Here is a 17,104-nt window from a genome sequence, read left to right on the forward strand (position 1 = left end):
CAGTGGATCAAGCTTCTCGATAATACTCGATGGACTCTTCCTTACGCTGCTGCAATGTTTCAAACCGGTTCTTTGAGCTTTCAATGTAGGTCAGAAACTGCTGAGCGTTATCCTCACCCAGATTCTGGGCGGCGCGGGCAGCCGCTTCTGCTTCGTCAAATCGATCCAGCTCAACCAGAGCACGGGCCAGAGCCAGCTGCACTTCGCCCTGATTTTCCAGACCGCCCCGCTGCAATGCCGTCTGCATGGCCTCAACAGCGCTGGCGTAGTCACGGTTCATCAGGTGGATATAACCCAGGTAGTCCCAGGATTCACCATCATTGGCCAGCTCGGTCAGTCTCTCCGCAGGCTCTACCGCCCCTTCAAACTCGGATGCCATGATGTACATCTGGGTCAGACGGCGTAGATTGGCCTCGTTCTCTTCCACGATGCCCTTCGCGATACCGTCTTCCAGGATTTTGATGCCACGGTAAGGCGCATCTATACCGGCCAGGGACTGTGCCAGGTTCAGGAACTGCGCTTCGCTGTCCATATAACCCTTAACGTAGGTCAGCTCCAGCGTCTGCAGACGCTTGTCATCGTCTTCCAGGTAGCCATAAATGGCTGCCAGGTTTCGATATTCGGGCGCCTCGTCAAACAGAGCGATCATGGTACGCGTTACATCCAGTGCGCTGCGGTAGTCTTCCAGCTCGATATACATCAAATTGAGCAGACCATAGATGTTCTTGCGCAGTTCACCGCCCTCGGCAATGACCATATCCATATGATCAATCAGCAAGGGTATTGCCGCCTGGTAGTTCTCCAGGTAGTAGTGGGATTGCGCCAGAATCAGGTAGATATTGGCGTCTTCCTCAACTGACAGCTCACGCCAGGTATTAAGCGTGTCAATAGCTTCCTGGAAACGCTCTTCACTGGCATACAACTGGCCCAGTGCACGCAAGGCTCGCAATCGCGCTTCTTCACGCAGCTCTTCGATGGTAAGAATACGCTCGAAGGTCAGCAGCGCATTTTCGATATCATCCGTGGCCAGGTAGTAGTTGGTGTAAAAATTGAGCATTGTCGACTTCTCAAAGTTATTGAGCGAGTCATACCTCTCATTCAATTCGTCCAGCTCACGCTTGGCTCGTTCGAGATCGGGTTGAACACCCTCTTCCGGCGGATTCATCAGTTCATTGACTTCAGAAATCACCCGGAATACACGGTCGCTCAACACTTCTGAAGAACGTGTGGGTGGTGGCTGACGAGGACCGTCATCCTCGTCTTCCTGCGCTGAGGCTGTCGTCATAAACGCAGCCTGTCCTACCAGGGTAGAGGCAGCAAAGGTCATCGCCAGCAGAAGCGATTTATATTTGAACTTCGTTTTCAACATAAATTACTCCTCCAGCTGATAGCGGAACACATACTGAACGTTGGGCACAGGAACTGCCTCACCATTCACCACGCGCGGCTGAAAGCGGAATCGCTCCGCAGCACGGATCGACGCGGAGTCAAACATGCCACGTGGTTCTGCATCAATAACAACAACGTCCTGGACACCACCAGCGGCTGTCACCGTAAACGACACCTGACACCAGCCTTCGATACCGCGCTGAGCAGCACGTGTCGGATAGGTTGGTTGTATGTTTACCAGCGGCAGCATTTCACCATCGGATACACCCAGGCCGGCGTTGCCAATATCCAGACCTATGTCGATATCACCGGCGCCGCGATCAATATTCAGGCCAGCCATATTATCCATATCGACGTTACGGTTTTCCGGCGGAGGTGGCGTTTCTTCCGGTTGCTGAATTTCTTCGGGGCGTTCCACCTCACGTATCACTTCCATTTCGATTTCCGGCATGGTCGCGTCAACAATTCGCACAACATTAGCGCGCTCTTCCAGTTGACTGCCGGTTGCGATCAGCGCCTGCATAAAGTAAAACAGGGCCAGCGTAATGCCTGCCGCCAGTATCAGAGAAATCAACCATCGAATTGCAATCATTGTTTAATTCTCCGTTGAAATGGACACAGATGCGATATTTGCATCGCGGGCCGCTTCCAGGATTCTGAGGACATGCTGATTTTCAGCCGCCTGATCACCCTGAATAACCACAGAAGCATTGGGTGTTTCTGCCAATCGGCGCTCGAATCTGCTTCTGATAAACCGAGCGTCAATCTGCTCACCGTCGATCCAGATCTGACCATCACCGCTGACCGCGATCAGGATCAGATCCTGAGAGCGGGGCTGAGCGGTAGATGCATCCGGTTTGTTGACATCTATACCGGCCTCGGTGACAAACACCGAGGTCACGATAAAGAAGATCAGCAGGATGAAAACGACATCAAGCATCGGGGTAAGATCAATCTCCCCGGTGTTTTCGTCATCATCGCGTTTCTTCATTAAACCTGATTTCATTATTATGCCTTTATCGAGTCTTTATAAATTATTAGGACATATGATCTTCAAGAAGTTCCAGGTCACGATCAACTCGGTGCTTTAACCAGTTGGTAGCAAAAATACCGGAAAGTGCGCCTACCATGCCCGCCATTGTCGGTATTGTGGCTTTGGAAACACCACCTGCCATGGACTGGGCATCACCACCGCCGGTAAATGCCATAACGTAGAAGACTTCAATCATGCCTGTCACCGTACCCATCAAGCCCAGCAGCGGACAAACCACCACCAGTGACTCGATCATGGGCAATGTAGACTTCAGGTCCAGCGAAACTTCAGAGATCATCAGGGTACGGATCTGCTGAGCGCGCCAGGAACGGGTGTCGCTGCGACCGGCCCACACCGCGAGGGTCTGTTTGACCCTCTTGGCATGAGTGGAGTGCAGATACCATACCCGCTCGAATATCAGCGACCACTTCACCAGCAACAGGCCACCGATAATCCACAACACCGGTCCACCCTTGTTCATGAAATCCATGATCGCATCAGAAAAATCGAGCAGCGCGAAATACATGGTGCCCCCTTAAGCCTGAGCCTTGTTACCGGCGGCTTCAGCTTTCCGGGCGATAAGACCTGTGGCCTGCTCTTCCAGAATATGGATGATGCGGTCACTCTTGCTCTTAACCCAGGTGTGCATAAGGATACACGGAATCGCAGCAACGATACCCAGTACGGTCGTCATCAGGGCCATGGAAATACCACCAGCCATAATGGTCGGATCACCGGCACCGTAAACCGTAATCTGCTGGAACACCTGAATCATACCGGTCACCGTACCCAACAGACCCATCAGCGGAGCAATGGTTGCGATGATCTTGATCAGGGTCAGGAAGCGCTCCAGTGCAGGTGTTTCCTGCAGGATGGCTTCACCCAGCTTCAGTTCGAGTGTTTCTGTGTCCACATTCGGGTTGGACTCGGCGACCAGCAATACACGACCCAGCGGGTTGTTGCTGTTAGCTTTGTCTGACTTGACCTGAGCGTTAACCTTGGCAGCAACCAGGGTCAGCATGAAGGAGCGGACAATACCGACCAGCACACCAATGATACCCAGACCAATGATCATGAAACCAATCTCGCCCGAGTTCTGCTCGACCTGCTCAAGCGGCGTCGGGAAGTTGATCAGGTTGGCCATCAGGCTGCCACCCACGGCGCCGGTCGGATCGATACCGACTCTGGTGAAGCCGCTTTCGGCGGACTCGAGCTGGGCAGCTCGGCCAAGGATATCGCCGTTAGGCTGGCGTGGCAGAACCTGCAGGTGACCTACATCACCCGTGTAAGACAGGTATTCACCGTCGCCAATGGCGTTAAAGGAACCGATACGCGTGATCATGCGCTCTTCCTGCTCGCCTGATGCCAGGCCAACAGTATCCTGGTATTGAACAACACGACCGGATTCGGTCATTTCCTGTTGCATGTAGAACCAGAAGCGCTCAATTTCATCAACACGCACCTGTTCAGTGTCAGACGCTACGCGTTCGATGAAAGAATCCAGAAACTCGTTACGGCCCGGATACTGTGCGCTGATCAGCGAGTCATCAAAAATGCTCTGGAAGTCGCCGGCAACACCCTGGATGGTACCCAGCAGTTCGTTCAGGTTGGCCCGGACATCACGCAATTGAGCGCGGGCGTCTATCAGCAATTGACGGTTTTCATCAAAAATGCCTTCAAGGCGCGCGTTTTCGGTTTCTTCTTCAGTGATGCGCTGACGTGTCTGCTGCAGGATCTGCTCCTGCTGATCCACGTTCTGCTGGAAACGCTGTTCACGCTCCCGCGCTTCGGCGGACTCGGCGACGCTGTTTTCTTCAACGCTACGCAGAAGTTGTTCCAGGCTGGCTGCCGGCTGTTGCGCAAACACCTGAGTGGATACGGCGAGCATAAGCCCCGTGACGGTAATACCTGCTAATTTGATTATATTATTCTTCACTGTGCTAACTCCGGCGCAACGATTGGTACGTTAATGATTTCTGGTGCAATGGTACCAGTGGCAACGCTGATACCCGTGCGAATGGCATCTCTGTATTCGCCAGCGTCAAGGGTGACCCATTGACGCGCTTCTGGATCCCAGGCGCCCGTCATCGAGCGATCTTTAGTCTGGAATGTCAGTGCGATACGACCCACACGCAACATGTCAACATCCCGCTCAACGCCATCAAGCGTCAGGGTTGTCGGATAGGTTTCGCGTGTTCGACCATAAGCGTTCTCAGTCTGGTAAAGCACCAGGATCTGACGGAAGCGTTCTGCGGTAGAAACATTGGGATTATCGATTGCGGCTTTGGCAAACTCGATGCGGGCCCGACGTGCATCCAGATGGAAAGGCATGTCCAGCTCAACAAACTGCTCCATACTGGAGATCATTTTGTTCATCAGCAGCGGCAGTTCCTGGGTTACGTTCCGAACTTCCGCAATGGACTCAGCGATTGTTTCCAGATCCTGTTCCTGGATTGCGATCTGTCGACGCCAGTTGGCGTTCAACACCATCAAGGCTTCCAGGTTATCGCTTTCCAGTTTGAAGTCTTCGAACAGTGCGCTTGAGGAGTTGGAGAGACGGTTGATGGTCTCCTGAGACCGGGCAGCTGCCGCGTTAGTCTCGTCTACAACATTCAAGGCTCTGTCAATCGTGCTTGTATCTACGTCTTGCGCCTTGGCTGTTCCGATCACTAGCAGGGATGCGAGTGGTACCAGAACCTTGGAATATAATCGACGGTTATTCATGTGCCATCCTGTTATTGTATTAAACACTCTGATGCGAACATCAGACGTGACATCTTTTCTTCATTACCGGCGTGAAGCGGTTAAACCCCACACTGGCAAATTTACCCCCGGAAACGATACCGGGCTGCAAATACCAGACTACTACGATCCTTCAGTCTGCAATCTTTCCTGCAATCTTTCTGCAGTTTACACATGAAGATCCATGCATAAACGTTTTTGCAATCTGTGCATAAATCAGGCCATCTGGTTACCTTTCTACACGAACAAAAAAATCATGAGAGAATTAGTAACAATTATCGCCAACATCATGCAATTTGGCGTAAATTCAGTGCTCCCTGCCGAATTATGTAGTCAAGACTAACACAACCCGTTTGTTTTTTTGAACCTCCGAACACAGAAATTTTTGCCCTTGCCAGCAAACCTGGCAAAAGATGCACCGCGCCGGTTCATGGGCTCTCCCCATGCCCTGCGCAGGTGCACCAGATCACTGTCACCAACCAGTAACCTCTTTCAGAGCATCACCGATATCTGCCAGACTGCGGACGGTTTTCACGCCCGCGTCCTGCAAGGCCGCAAATTTCTCATCGGCAGTACCCTTGCCACCAGAGATGATCGCGCCGGCATGACCCATACGCTTGCCTGCCGGTGCCGTGACGCCTGCAATGTAGGATACCACGGGCTTTGTGACATTCGCTTTAATGTAGGCCGCCGCTTCTTCCTCGGCACTGCCGCCAATCTCGCCAATCATGACGATTGCTTCTGTCGCCGGATCTTTTTCGAACATGGCCAGGATGTCGATGAAGTTGGACCCGGGGATTGGGTCTCCGCCTATGCCCACACACGATGACTGACCAAAGCCATGGTCGGTCGTCTGTTTGACCGCTTCGTAAGTCAGTGTGCCGGAGCGCGAGACAATACCCACTTTGCCCGGTTTGTGGATGTGACCGGGCATGATGCCGATTTTGCATTCACCCGGCGTGATCACGCCAGGACAGTTCGGCCCGATCAGACGCACGCCCAGTTCGTCGCACTTGACCTTGGCTTCCAGCATATCCAGTGTAGCGATGCCTTCCGTGATACAGACAATCAGCTTGATACCGCTGTTGGCTGCTTCCAGGATGGAGTCTTTGCAGAACGGCGCCGGTACGTAAATGACACTGGCGTCAGCGCCCGTTGCATCCACGGCTTCACGCACGGTATTAAAAACCGGCAGGCCCAGATGCGTGGTGCCACCCTTGCCGGGTGTTACACCGCCAACCATCTTGGTGCCGTAGGCAATGGCCTGCTCAGAGTGGAAGGTACCTTGTGATCCGGTAAAACCCTGACAGATTACTTTGGTGTCTTTATTGATCAGAATACTCATTATTTACCCTCCGCGGCCTTGACGACTTGCTGGGCAGCGTCGGTCAGACTGGTTGCTGCGATGATGTTGAGCCCGCTGTCGGCCAGCGCCTTGGCGCCCAGGTCAGCATTGTTGCCTTCCAGACGAACCACAACCGGCACTTTGACACCGACCTCTTTTACGGCGCCGATAATCCCTTCAGCAATCATGTCGCAACGGACTATGCCCCCGAAGATGTTGACCAGAACCGCTTTAACGTTGTCGTCAGACAGAATAATCTTGAACGCCTCGGTCACACGCTCTTTGGTTGCACCGCCCCCAACATCCAGGAAGTTGGCCGGTTGACCGCCGTGCAGGTTAACGATATCCATGGTGCCCATGGCCAGGCCGGCACCATTGACCATGCAGCCGATGTTGCCATCAAGCGCTACGTAATTAAGTTCAAAGCTGGCAGCGTGCGCTTCGCGCGGATCGTCCTGCGACGGATCGTGCATCTCACGCAGTTTGGGCTGACGATAAAGCGCATTGCCATCAATACCCAGTTTTGCATCCAGACAATGCAGATTGCCGTCTTCCTTGATAACCAGGGGGTTGATTTCCAACAGCGCCAGGTCATAGTCGACGAACAATTTGGCCAGACCCATAAATATATTGGTGAACTGTTTTATCTGATCACCCTTTAAGCCCAGCTGAAATGCCAGGTCGCGGCCTTGGTAAGGTTGTGCACCTACCAACGGATCAACGATCGCCTTGAGAATTTTCTCGGGCGTATCATGAGCCACTTTTTCAATCTCTACACCGCCCTCAGTCGAGGCCATGAACACAACCCGGCGAGAGGAACGATCCACGACCGCACCCAGATACAATTCCTGTGCGATGTCCGTGCAGGATTCAACCAGAATTTTGCTCACTGGCTGGCCATTGGCATCCGTCTGGTATGTAACCAGACGTTTGCCCAGCCACTGTGCGGCAAATGCCTTGGCATCGTCACGGCTCTTGATGAGTTTTACCCCACCCGCCTTACCGCGCCCGCCTGCGTGAACCTGGGCCTTGACCACCCACATGTCACCACCGATCTTGTCACAGGCTTCTGCTGCGGCCTCAGGCGTATCAACAGCAAAACCTTTGGAAACGGGCAATCCGTACTCAGCGAACAGCTGCTTGCCCTGGTATTCGTGTAGATTCATTCTGTAATTCCTCTGTTATAGAAGCGCATGAATCAATTGCGCTTACGTTTGTTGGCAGCATGGATGGCGTGACCGCCAACAGCCAATGCTGCTTCGTGCACCGCTTCCGACAGAGTCGGGTGTGAGAACATGGTCAGGCCCAGATCTTCTGCACTGGCACTGAACTCCATGGCGATCGCCACCTGCTGCACAAGATCAGCAGCGCTAGGGCCAATGATGTGGGCGCCCAGGACGCGATCGGTTTTGGCATGAGCAATCAATTTGACCAGACCGGCGGTATCATTTGCCGCCATGGCACGACCATTGATGCTGAACGGGAAAGTACCGACGCTGTATTCAACGCCCTCTTCCTTAAGTTGCTGCTCGGTCTTGCCCACCCAGGCAATCTCCGGATGGGTATAAATGACAAATGGCACCAGATCGTAGTTGACCTGGGTTTTCTTGCCGGCGATACGTTCGGCAATCATCACGCCCTCTTCCATGCCCTTGTGAGCCAGCATGGGGCCGCGAACCAGGTCACCTGCCGCATAAACACCCGGCACTTTGGTGGCACACTGGTCATCAACGACAACAAATCCACGCTTGTCCACTTCAACACCGCAGTCATCTGACAACAGACCCTTGGAGACGGGACGACGACCGACAGCAACGATGAGCTTGTCGAATACTATTTCCTGATCACCATCCTTGTCGGTGTAGCTGACAGTGACAGTCTTGTTCTTGCCTTTGCCGCCGAGCTTGCTGCCGGAAACCTTGCTGCCGAGCTTGATATTCAGCCCCTGCTTTTCCAGCACCTTTTTGGCTTCTTTGGCGACCTGCTGATCAACAGCAGGCAGGAACTCATCCATGGCTTCAAGGACAGTCACTTCGGCGCCCAGACGCGACCACACACTGCCCAGTTCCAAACCAATGACACCGGCGCCGATAACGCCGAGTCGCTTGGGCACTGAACTGAACTCAAGCGCACCCGTTGAGTTGACAATTGTTTCCTGGTCTACCGGGGTCGGGGGAATATCGATCGGCTCCGAGCCGGCTGCCAGAATAATGTGCTCGCCTTCAATGGTCTGTGTTTTGCCATCGGCGTCAGTCACTTCCACTTTTTTGTCTTTCAGCAACTTGCCGGCGCCCTGAATGCTTTCTACCTTGTTATGGGTAAACAGGCCTTTCACGCCCTGGGTCAGCTGCTTGACGATTTTTGCTTTGCGGTCAATCATCGCCGGTACGTCAATGGCCAGTTTTTCCAGTGATATACCGTGAATTTCGAAACCCTTTTGAGCTTCGGCGTATTTGTGCGACGAGTCCAGCAGGGCTTTGGACGGTATGCAGCCTACGTTCAGGCACGTGCCACCAAAAACCGCCTCTTTTTTCTCGTCATGCCATTTTTCGACACAAATGGTTTTCAGACCCAACTGCGCACAGCGAATCGCTGCGACATACCCTGCCGGGCCGGCACCAACAACAACCACATCGTATTTTTTAGTCATAATTATTTCCTGTCCGTTTGTCTTTCAGTTACTGACCCGTGAAACACATGAGCCACAGCACTGATCTGGCCGTGGCTCATGCAAAACGAGAAGAATGCACGATCCATCCCGTTGCCGTGGCAACGAAGATCAGATTTCCAGCAGAATTCTCGCGGGATCTTCCAACAGATCTTTGATTGTAACCAGGAACTGCACGGCCTCTTTACCGTCGATCATGCGATGATCGTATGACAGTGCGAGATACATCATCGGCAATATTTCTACCTTGCCGTTCACGGCCATGGGGCGCTCCTGAATCTTGTGCATACCCAGGATCGCGGTTTGTGGCGGATTCAGAATGGGTGTCGATAACAATGAACCGAACACACCGCCATTGGAAATGGTGAACGTACCGCCGGTCATTTCATCCATGGACAGCTTGCCGTCCTGTGCCTTGAGGCCGTATTCACGGATCTTGCCTTCAACCTGCGCCAGACTCATGTGATCGGCATTGCGCAGCACCGGTACGACCAGGCCACGCGGTGACGATACCGCCACGCCGATGTCCTGGTAACCGTGATAAACAATGTCGCTGCCATCAATGGATGCATTCACCGCCGGGAAACGCTTCAGGGCTTCAACACAGGCACGGACAAAGAAGGACATGAAACCCAGGCGGACCCCATCATGTGTTTTCTCGAACTGGTCCTTGTAACGCGCCCGCAGCGACATCACAGGTTCCATGTTGACTTCATTAAACGTGGTCAGCATCGCAGTGGTCTGCGACGCCTGCAACAGCCGCTCGGCCACTTTGGCACGCAGACGGCTCATGGGTACGCGTTCCTCTACGCGACCGGATGACATATCAGCCACCGGGTGCTCGCGGGATACCGGTGCAGCGCTGCCGGATCCGGCTTTGGAGCCGCTTTCAATGGCATTCATCACATCTTCTTTGGTAACACGGCCATCTTTGCCGGTCCCAGTGATCTGCTCTGCCTTGAGACCATGCTCTTCTGCCAGTTTCTTGGCCGCAGGGCTCAGTGGCGCAGCATCTGCCGAGCCGGACTCGGATTTGCTGTCGCTGGATGCGGCTGTCTTGTTGTCAGCCTTGCTTTCAGCTTTTTTGTCATCATCCGCTGCAGCAGGCTTGGCGTCGCCCGAATCAGCAGCGCCTTCCTTGACCAGGGCGATAAGTTCATTGCTGACAATTGTGTCGCCAGAGTCTTTTACAATCTTCTCCAGCACACCGTCTGCAGGTGATACCACTTCAATGACAACCTTGTCGGTTTCGATATCAACAAGGAGTTCATCGCGCTTGACTGCATCGCCCGCTTTCTTGTGCCAGCTTGCGATTGTGCCATCTGGCACCGATTCCGGCAGTGTTGGTGCTTTGATCTCAATAGACATGTCTGTTCCTTACACTCATGTGTGTCTGATTTTTATTCATCAAACCTTAATTTTAAAATTCCAATCCCGTTTTTTACTGACTGACGGTCAATCTTTCGGCCCCAGCGCCTGTTCAAGAAACGCCTTCAACTGCTTCAGGTGAAGTGCCGGATAACCCGCCGCGGGCGATGCGGACGCTTCGCGGCCGGCATAACGCAGGTTGATCGTTAACCCGAGCTTTTCAATCACGTTACGCATGTGATGCTGACTCGAATACCACGCGCCCTGGTTCATGGGCTCTTCCTGACACCAGACCACATCGGTGACGTTGGGATACTGCTTCATTGCCGCACGCAGATCCGCTTCCGGGAACGGGTACAGCTGTTCCAGCCGGACAATGGCAATATTATCGATATCACGGCTGCGACGCTCGGCACGCAAATCGTAATACACCTTGCCCGAACACAGGATGATGCGGTCAACCTTGTCCTTGACGATATTGTCATCGGTTTCGTCCAGTACTACCTGGAACGAGCCTTCCGCCAGCTCCTCCAGCGTCGCAGTCGTTTCCTTGTGACGCAAAAGGCTTTTGGGCGACATGACAATCAGCGGCTTTCGCAGTGGACACAGCACCTGCTTACGCAGCATGTGGAATACCTGGGCAGACGTTGTCGGCAGGCAAACCTGTATGTTGTGCTCAGCACACATTTGCAGGAAACGCTCAAGACGAGCCGAGGAATGTTCCGGCCCCTGCCCTTCGTAACCGTGCGGCAGCAACATGGTCAGGCCGCACAGACGCTGCCATTTGTGTTCACCGCTGGTGATGAACTGGTCAATAACGACCTGAGCCGAGTTGGCAAAATCACCGAACTGGGCTTCCCAGATCACCAGTGCATTGGGCGCCGTTGTGGCGTAACCGTATTCAAATGCCAGTACCGCTTCTTCCGACAGCAGCGAGTCATAGATGCAGAACATTGACTGATCAGCTACTAGACTGCGCAGAGGAATGTATTCCTCTTCGGACGCCTGGTCACGGAGCACGGCATGTCGATGCGAGAAAGTACCGCGTCCCACGTCCTGGCCGGTGATGCGGATTCGATTGCCACTGGTAAGCACGCTGGCATAGGCCAGTGTTTCGGCAAAGCCCCAATCGATCGGCAATTCGCCTTCAGCCATTTTCTGGCGGTCATCGGCAATCTTTTGCACCTGACGATGCAGGGTCAGATTCTTGGGCAGCGCAGTCACTTTTTTTGCCAGCGCCTGCAAGGTTTCCAGCTTGATGGAGGTGTTGTAGTGAGGACTCCAGGTGTGGCCCAGGTAGGGATTCCAGTCAACAAACATCTCGACGTTGGGTTCCTTTATCAGGCTCTTGACCACGTGAGATCCGGTATCCAGCGCACTGCGATAAGAGGAGTTCATTTCATCAACCTCCTCCTCGCTGACCACACCTTCCTTGATCATGCGCTCTGCATACAATGCACGCGTCGTCGGATGCTGACGGATTTTCTGATACATGGTCGGCTGTGTTGACGCAGGCTCATCGGTTTCGTTATGGCCGCGACGACGGTAACAAACCAGATCGATCACCACGTCTTTTTTGAATTCATACCTGAAATCAAGCGCAAGCTGGGTCACAAAAAGCACGGCTTCCGGATCATCGGCGTTAACATGAAAAATCGGCGCCTGCACCATTTTTGCCACATCAGTACAGTATTCCGTCGACCGGGCATCATCCTGGCGACTGGTGGTGAAACCAACCTGGTTATTGATGATGATGTGGACTGTGCCTCCGGTTGCATAGGCACGGGTCTTGGACATCTGGAATGTCTCCATGACCACGCCCTGCCCCGCAAATGCAGCATCGCCATGGATGCTGATCGGCACGACTGCATGTCCCAGATTGTCTTTACGACGATCCTGACGCGCACGCACAGAACCTTCGACCACCGGCGATACGATTTCCAGATGCGACGGATTGAATGCCATCGCCAGGTGCACTTCGCCGCCCGGTGTCATGATGTTGGAAGAAAAGCCCTGGTGATACTTCACATCGCCGGAACTTTTATACTCGGTACGGCCTTCAAATTCACTGAACAGGTCAGACGGATTTTTACCCAGGATATTGACCAGCATGTTCAGTCGACCGCGATGCGCCATGCCCATCACGATCTCTTTCACACCGTAACTGCCGGCCCGCTGAATCAGCTCATCCACCAGAGGAATCAGGCTTTCGCCGCCTTCTAGGCCGAAACGCTTGGTGCCCGGATACTTGGAGTCCAGGTGTTTTTCCAGACCTTCTGCGGCCGCCAGTCGTTCAAGCAGATGACGTTTTACTTCCGGCTCAAAGCCGGGATTGCCGTGCTTGGGTTCGATGCGTTTCTGAATCCACTGCTTCTCAGCCAGATCCACGATATGCATAAATTCATAACCGATCGATCCGCAATATATTTTCTCCAGAACTTCAACAAGTTCGCGCAGCGTTGCCGTATCGCGATTGATGTGCAGTGAGCCGGTCTGGAAAACCGTGGAATTGTCGACCGGAGAAAGATTATGAAAATCCAGCTCGAGATCCGGCACCCGCTCACGATGCATCAGGGACAATGGATCCAGCGTGGCTTTCTGGTGTCCGCGGACACGGTAAGAACTGATGAGGTGAAGAACCTGAACCTGTTTATTCTCATGTTCCGAGTTGACAACAACATCGTTGCTGAGCACAGGCATAAAACGACTGGTCTTGCCGATACGACGAAAATACTCCTGTATCTCCTTGTGAGAGACATCGCCTTGATTCTGATCGGCGATTTTAGGCAGTTCGTCGAAATAGCGACGCCACTCGTCAGGCACATTTTCGGGATCAGTCAGATACTGATCATACAACTGTTCAACGTACTCCGCGTTGCCACCGGACAAGTGCCCGGTGCTCCACATTAACTCCATGATGCTGTTATGCATTTTTATGATTCCCGGTCGTTAGAGCCGGATTCTCGAATGCAGCCTTGTGAGCGGCACCGGAAACGTCTCTACAAAAAATACTGATATCTCAAGCGCCGCGCTGCAACAGCATGTGGCGTATATGACCAATAGCCTTGGTCGGATTCAAACCTTTGGGACACACCGCGACACAATTCATGACGCCACGGCAGCGAAACACACTAAACGGGTCCTCAAGACCTTCCAGGCGCTCGTCTGTCGCCAGGTCCCGGCTGTCAGCCAGAAACCGATAGGCTTGCAACAGCCCGGCCGGACCGATGAACTTATCCGGATTCCACCAGAACGAAGGACAACTGGTACTGCAACACGCGCACAGTATGCACTCATACAGACCATCCAGTTTGGCCCGGTCTTCCGGCGACTGCAGGCGCTCGATAGCCGGCGCCGGCGTGTCGTTGAGCAGGAAAGGCTTAACTTTCTCAAACTGTTGGTAAAAAACACTCATATCCACAACCAGGTCGCGCACAACCGGCAGACCCGGCAGCGGACGCAACACCAGCTTGTTCCCGCCCTTGGTAGCAACAGATACCGGCGTGATACATGCCAGGCCATTGATGCCGTTCATATTCATGCCGTCTGAGCCACAAACACCTTCGCGACAGGAGCGACGGTAAGCAACAGTCTGGTCCTGCTTTTTGATCAGGTTCAGGACATCCAGCACCATCAGATCGCGGCCCTCAGGCAGCTCGATCTCATAGTTTTGCATGGACGGTTTGCTGTCTGTTTCCGGGTTGTAACGATAAACACTGACTAACACGTTAGTTCACCTTTGTTCATTAATAGGTACGAATCATGGGCTCGAATTTATCAACCGTTTTCGGAGCAAAATTCACCGCGCGCTTGGTCAGTTTGCGCTCGGTCGGGTGATACACCGAATGGCACAACCAGTTTTCATCATCACGCTCCTGAAAGTCTTCACGGGCATGCGCGCCGCGGCTCTCGGTGCGGCCTTCGGCGGACAGTGCGGTTGCTTCAGCAACCTCGAACAGATTCTCAAGTTCCAGCGCTTCGATGCGGGCCGTATTAAAGGCATTGCTCTTGTCACCCAGCTTTACGTTGGCAATACGGGGCCGCAGGGCCTCCAGCTTCTTGATGCCTTCACGCATAAAGTCACCGGTACGGAACACACCAAAGTGGTTTTGCATGATGCTCTGCAGTTCTTCGCGCAGGTCGGCGACATTCTCGCCCTCAGTCGAATTATTGAGACGATTCAGGCGTGCCATCGCTTTTTCTATGTCTGATTCTGACGCATCGCGGTACTCAATACCCTGCCCCAGCATGCTCTCGATATGCTTGCCGGCAGCACGGCCAAACACCACCAGATCCAGCAGTGAGTTGCCGCCCAATCGGTTGGCGCCGTGAACGGAAACACATGCCGCCTCACCGACTGCAAACAGGCCGTGAATTAATTCGTCTTCGCCGTCAGCGTTCTGTTTGATGGCCTGGCCATTCACATTGGTCGGAATGCCGCCCATCATATAATGACAGGTTGGAATAACGGGAATTGGTTCTTTGACCGGATCAACATGAGCGAAGGTGCGCGACAGCTCCAGAATGCCTGGCAATTTTTCGTTCAGCACTTTTTCGCCCAGGTGATCCAGCTTCAGCAACACATGGTCACCCTTGGGGCCACAACCCTTGCCAGCCAAAATTTCCTGCACCATTGAGCGGGCCACCACATCGCGGCCGGCCAGATCTTTGGCATTGGGCGCATAACGTTCCATGAAGCGTTCGCCGTCCTTGTTGATCAGGTAACCACCTTCGCCCCGACATCCTTCAGTGACCAGCGTGCCCGCACCGTGAATACCGGTCGGATGGAACTGCCACATTTCCATGTCCTGCATCGGATAACCGGCACGCAAGGCCATGCCGATGCCATCACCGGTATTAATCAGCGCATTGGTGGTCGAGGCGAAAATACGGCCGGCGCCGCCAGTGGCCATCACAGTGGCTTTGGATTGAACAAATACCGTTTCCCCGGTTTCGATGCAGATTGCGATCACACCCACAACCACGCCGTCCTGATTGCGCACCAGGTCAACGGCGTACCATTCATTGAAGAAAACCGTTTCATTTTTAACATTGCCCTGATACAGCGTATGCAGCAGAGCATGGCCGGTGCGGTCGGCAGCAGCACAGGTACGCGCGGCCTGACCACCTTTACCGAAATTCTTGGACTGACCACCGAACGGGCGCTGATAGATTCGTCCGTTCTCGGTCCGCGAAAATGGCAGGCCCATGTGCTCAAGCTCAAATACCGTCTGCGGCCCTTCACTGCACATGTATTCGATGGCGTCCTGATCACCGATATAGTCGGAACCCTTGACGGTGTCGTACATGTGCCAGCGCCAGTCATCATTCGGGTCATCGCTGGCGATGGCGCAGGTTATGCCGCCTTGTGCCGAGACCGTATGGGAGCGGGTTGGAAATACCTTGCTGATGACAGCTGTCTTGTAGCCCGACTGGGACAGTTGCAGCGACGCGCGCATACCGGCACCGCCACCACCCACAATGACTGCATCAAAAGAAATTGTACGAATACCGCTCATTTATAGTCCCCACAGAATCTGAACACCCCAGACGAGGTAGATGAATATCAACAACACACTGGCAGCCTGAAACAGAAATCGCAGAACGGTGCCTTTGGATCCGACCATGTAGTTGTTGAGGTAGTCGGTAGCGATGGTCCACATGCCGATCCAGGCGTGTGCACACAAGGCCAGCAATGCCGCCAGGCTGGCTATTCGCATCCAGGTGCTGCTGAACAGTGCCTGCCACTCGCTGTAACCCAGATCAGGCGTCAGCACAATGTAGCCGAGCAGACCCACAAAATAGATGCCCAGAATAACCGCGCTGACGCGCTGAATGACCCAGTCGGAAAGACCGCTGCGGCCAAAACTCATAACATTCTTCACCATATCCACACCCCCAGAGCAATGATTGCGATAGCCGACACGACAACAACCAGGCGGGCGCCATTGATGCCACCCTGCAGCGTTTCGCCCACGCCCATATCCATGATCAGGTGCTTGATACCGGCGATCAGGTGGTAGAGCAAACCTGCAACCACGGCCCACAGGACAAATTTGACCAGCGGCGCGGTCAGCCATTGTTGAACATTGCTGAAGCCCTGCTCTGAGCTCAGGGACTCGGCCAGCAGAAGTAACAGCACGGCGACGCCGACGAATATAATGACGCCGGATATTCGATGCAGGATCGATGTAATTGCCGGCAGCGGAAAATGAAGGGTCTGAAGTTCAAGATTCTTGGGTCTGTTGTCTTTCACTGGTAGCCACTTAGTGAAGCGTCGATAATGACGCGGTTAGCGATAAGACCAGCCACAACGCGCTGATCAACCTCCGGAGGGTCTGAACCGAACCAGTGCCCCGATCATCACAATCAGACGGGACAATTTCCTGAGTTCATTCAGGCGCTTCGTTAACATCACCGGCACTTGACGGGACCGGGACTTCGGCCGATGAGTATAGACTTATAGGGACTGGAATACAATAAAACACAAGCCAAAGCCGGGGACTTCCGGTAAATATTGACAACGTTCTGTCATCTGCAATAAATTATGTACATTCGG

General features: G+C 53.5%; 15 protein-coding genes. All 15 read right to left on the reverse strand.

Going from position 1 to position 17,104, the window contains the following annotated elements; translation table 11 throughout:
* Positions 1-7: 7 nt before the first annotated feature.
* Positions 8-1,369 (reverse strand): tetratricopeptide repeat protein, encoded by a 1,362-nt coding sequence (locus WD071_RS02140; RefSeq protein WP_368046644.1) that lies wholly within the window; start codon positions 1,367-1,369, stop codon positions 8-10.
* A gap of 3 nt (positions 1,370-1,372) precedes the next feature.
* Positions 1,373-1,981 (reverse strand): energy transducer TonB, encoded by a 609-nt coding sequence (locus WD071_RS02145; RefSeq protein WP_368046645.1) that lies wholly within the window; start codon positions 1,979-1,981, stop codon positions 1,373-1,375.
* A 3-nt stretch (positions 1,982-1,984) separates the two neighbouring features.
* Entirely contained in the window at positions 1,985-2,395 is a 411-nt protein-coding gene (locus tag WD071_RS02150; RefSeq protein ID WP_368046646.1) for an ExbD/TolR family protein, read from the reverse strand.
* Between the two features lie 31 nt (positions 2,396-2,426).
* A complete protein-coding gene (locus WD071_RS02155; protein ID WP_368046647.1) occupies positions 2,427-2,948 on the reverse strand; it encodes a MotA/TolQ/ExbB proton channel family protein in 522 nt (173 codons plus the stop codon).
* A gap of 9 nt (positions 2,949-2,957) precedes the next feature.
* The gene (locus WD071_RS02160; protein WP_368046648.1) at positions 2,958-4,358 is read right to left on the reverse strand and encodes a MotA/TolQ/ExbB proton channel family protein; all 1,401 of its coding nucleotides are present in this window, start codon (positions 4,356-4,358) and stop codon (positions 2,958-2,960) included.
* Positions 4,355-5,146, reverse strand: coding sequence for a DUF3450 domain-containing protein (locus WD071_RS02165; protein WP_368046649.1), 792 nt, complete (start codon positions 5,144-5,146; stop codon positions 4,355-4,357). The genes WD071_RS02160 and WD071_RS02165 overlap by 4 nt, the downstream gene beginning before the upstream one ends.
* Positions 5,147-5,636: 490 nt before the next feature.
* Positions 5,637-6,509, reverse strand: coding sequence for a succinate--CoA ligase subunit alpha (gene sucD / locus WD071_RS02170; protein WP_368046650.1), 873 nt, complete (start codon positions 6,507-6,509; stop codon positions 5,637-5,639).
* Entirely contained in the window at positions 6,509-7,675 is a 1,167-nt protein-coding gene (gene sucC, locus WD071_RS02175) for an ADP-forming succinate--CoA ligase subunit beta (RefSeq protein ID WP_368046651.1), read from the reverse strand. Before sucC ends, sucD begins: the two co-directional genes overlap by 1 nt.
* 32 nt (positions 7,676-7,707) lie before the next feature.
* Positions 7,708-9,159: a dihydrolipoyl dehydrogenase gene (gene lpdA / locus WD071_RS02180; RefSeq protein WP_368046652.1), complete on the reverse strand. Its 1,452-nt coding sequence runs from the start codon at positions 9,157-9,159 to the stop codon at positions 7,708-7,710.
* Between the two features lie 129 nt (positions 9,160-9,288).
* The gene (gene odhB, locus WD071_RS02185; RefSeq protein WP_368046653.1) at positions 9,289-10,545 is read right to left on the reverse strand and encodes a 2-oxoglutarate dehydrogenase complex dihydrolipoyllysine-residue succinyltransferase; all 1,257 of its coding nucleotides are present in this window, start codon (positions 10,543-10,545) and stop codon (positions 9,289-9,291) included.
* A gap of 87 nt (positions 10,546-10,632) precedes the next feature.
* Positions 10,633-13,476, reverse strand: coding sequence for a 2-oxoglutarate dehydrogenase E1 component (locus WD071_RS02190; protein ID WP_368046654.1), 2,844 nt, complete (start codon positions 13,474-13,476; stop codon positions 10,633-10,635).
* Between the two features lie 88 nt (positions 13,477-13,564).
* Entirely contained in the window at positions 13,565-14,272 is a 708-nt protein-coding gene (locus WD071_RS02195) for a succinate dehydrogenase iron-sulfur subunit (protein ID WP_368046655.1), read from the reverse strand.
* Between the two features lie 19 nt (positions 14,273-14,291).
* Positions 14,292-16,064, reverse strand: a complete 1,773-nt coding sequence (gene sdhA / locus WD071_RS02200) for a succinate dehydrogenase flavoprotein subunit (RefSeq protein WP_368046656.1) — start codon at positions 16,062-16,064, stop codon at positions 14,292-14,294.
* On the reverse strand, positions 16,065-16,433 hold the full coding sequence (gene sdhD / locus WD071_RS02205) for a succinate dehydrogenase, hydrophobic membrane anchor protein (RefSeq protein WP_368046657.1): 369 nt from the start codon (positions 16,431-16,433) through the stop codon (positions 16,065-16,067).
* Positions 16,427-16,801: a succinate dehydrogenase, cytochrome b556 subunit gene (gene sdhC / locus WD071_RS02210; RefSeq protein ID WP_368046658.1), complete on the reverse strand. Its 375-nt coding sequence runs from the start codon at positions 16,799-16,801 to the stop codon at positions 16,427-16,429. Before sdhC ends, sdhD begins: the two co-directional genes overlap by 7 nt.
* Positions 16,802-17,104 lie beyond the last annotated feature (303 nt).

This window comes from Pseudohongiella sp., assembly GCF_040877505.1.
Taxonomy (GTDB): Bacteria; Pseudomonadota; Gammaproteobacteria; order Pseudomonadales; family Pseudohongiellaceae; genus Pseudohongiella.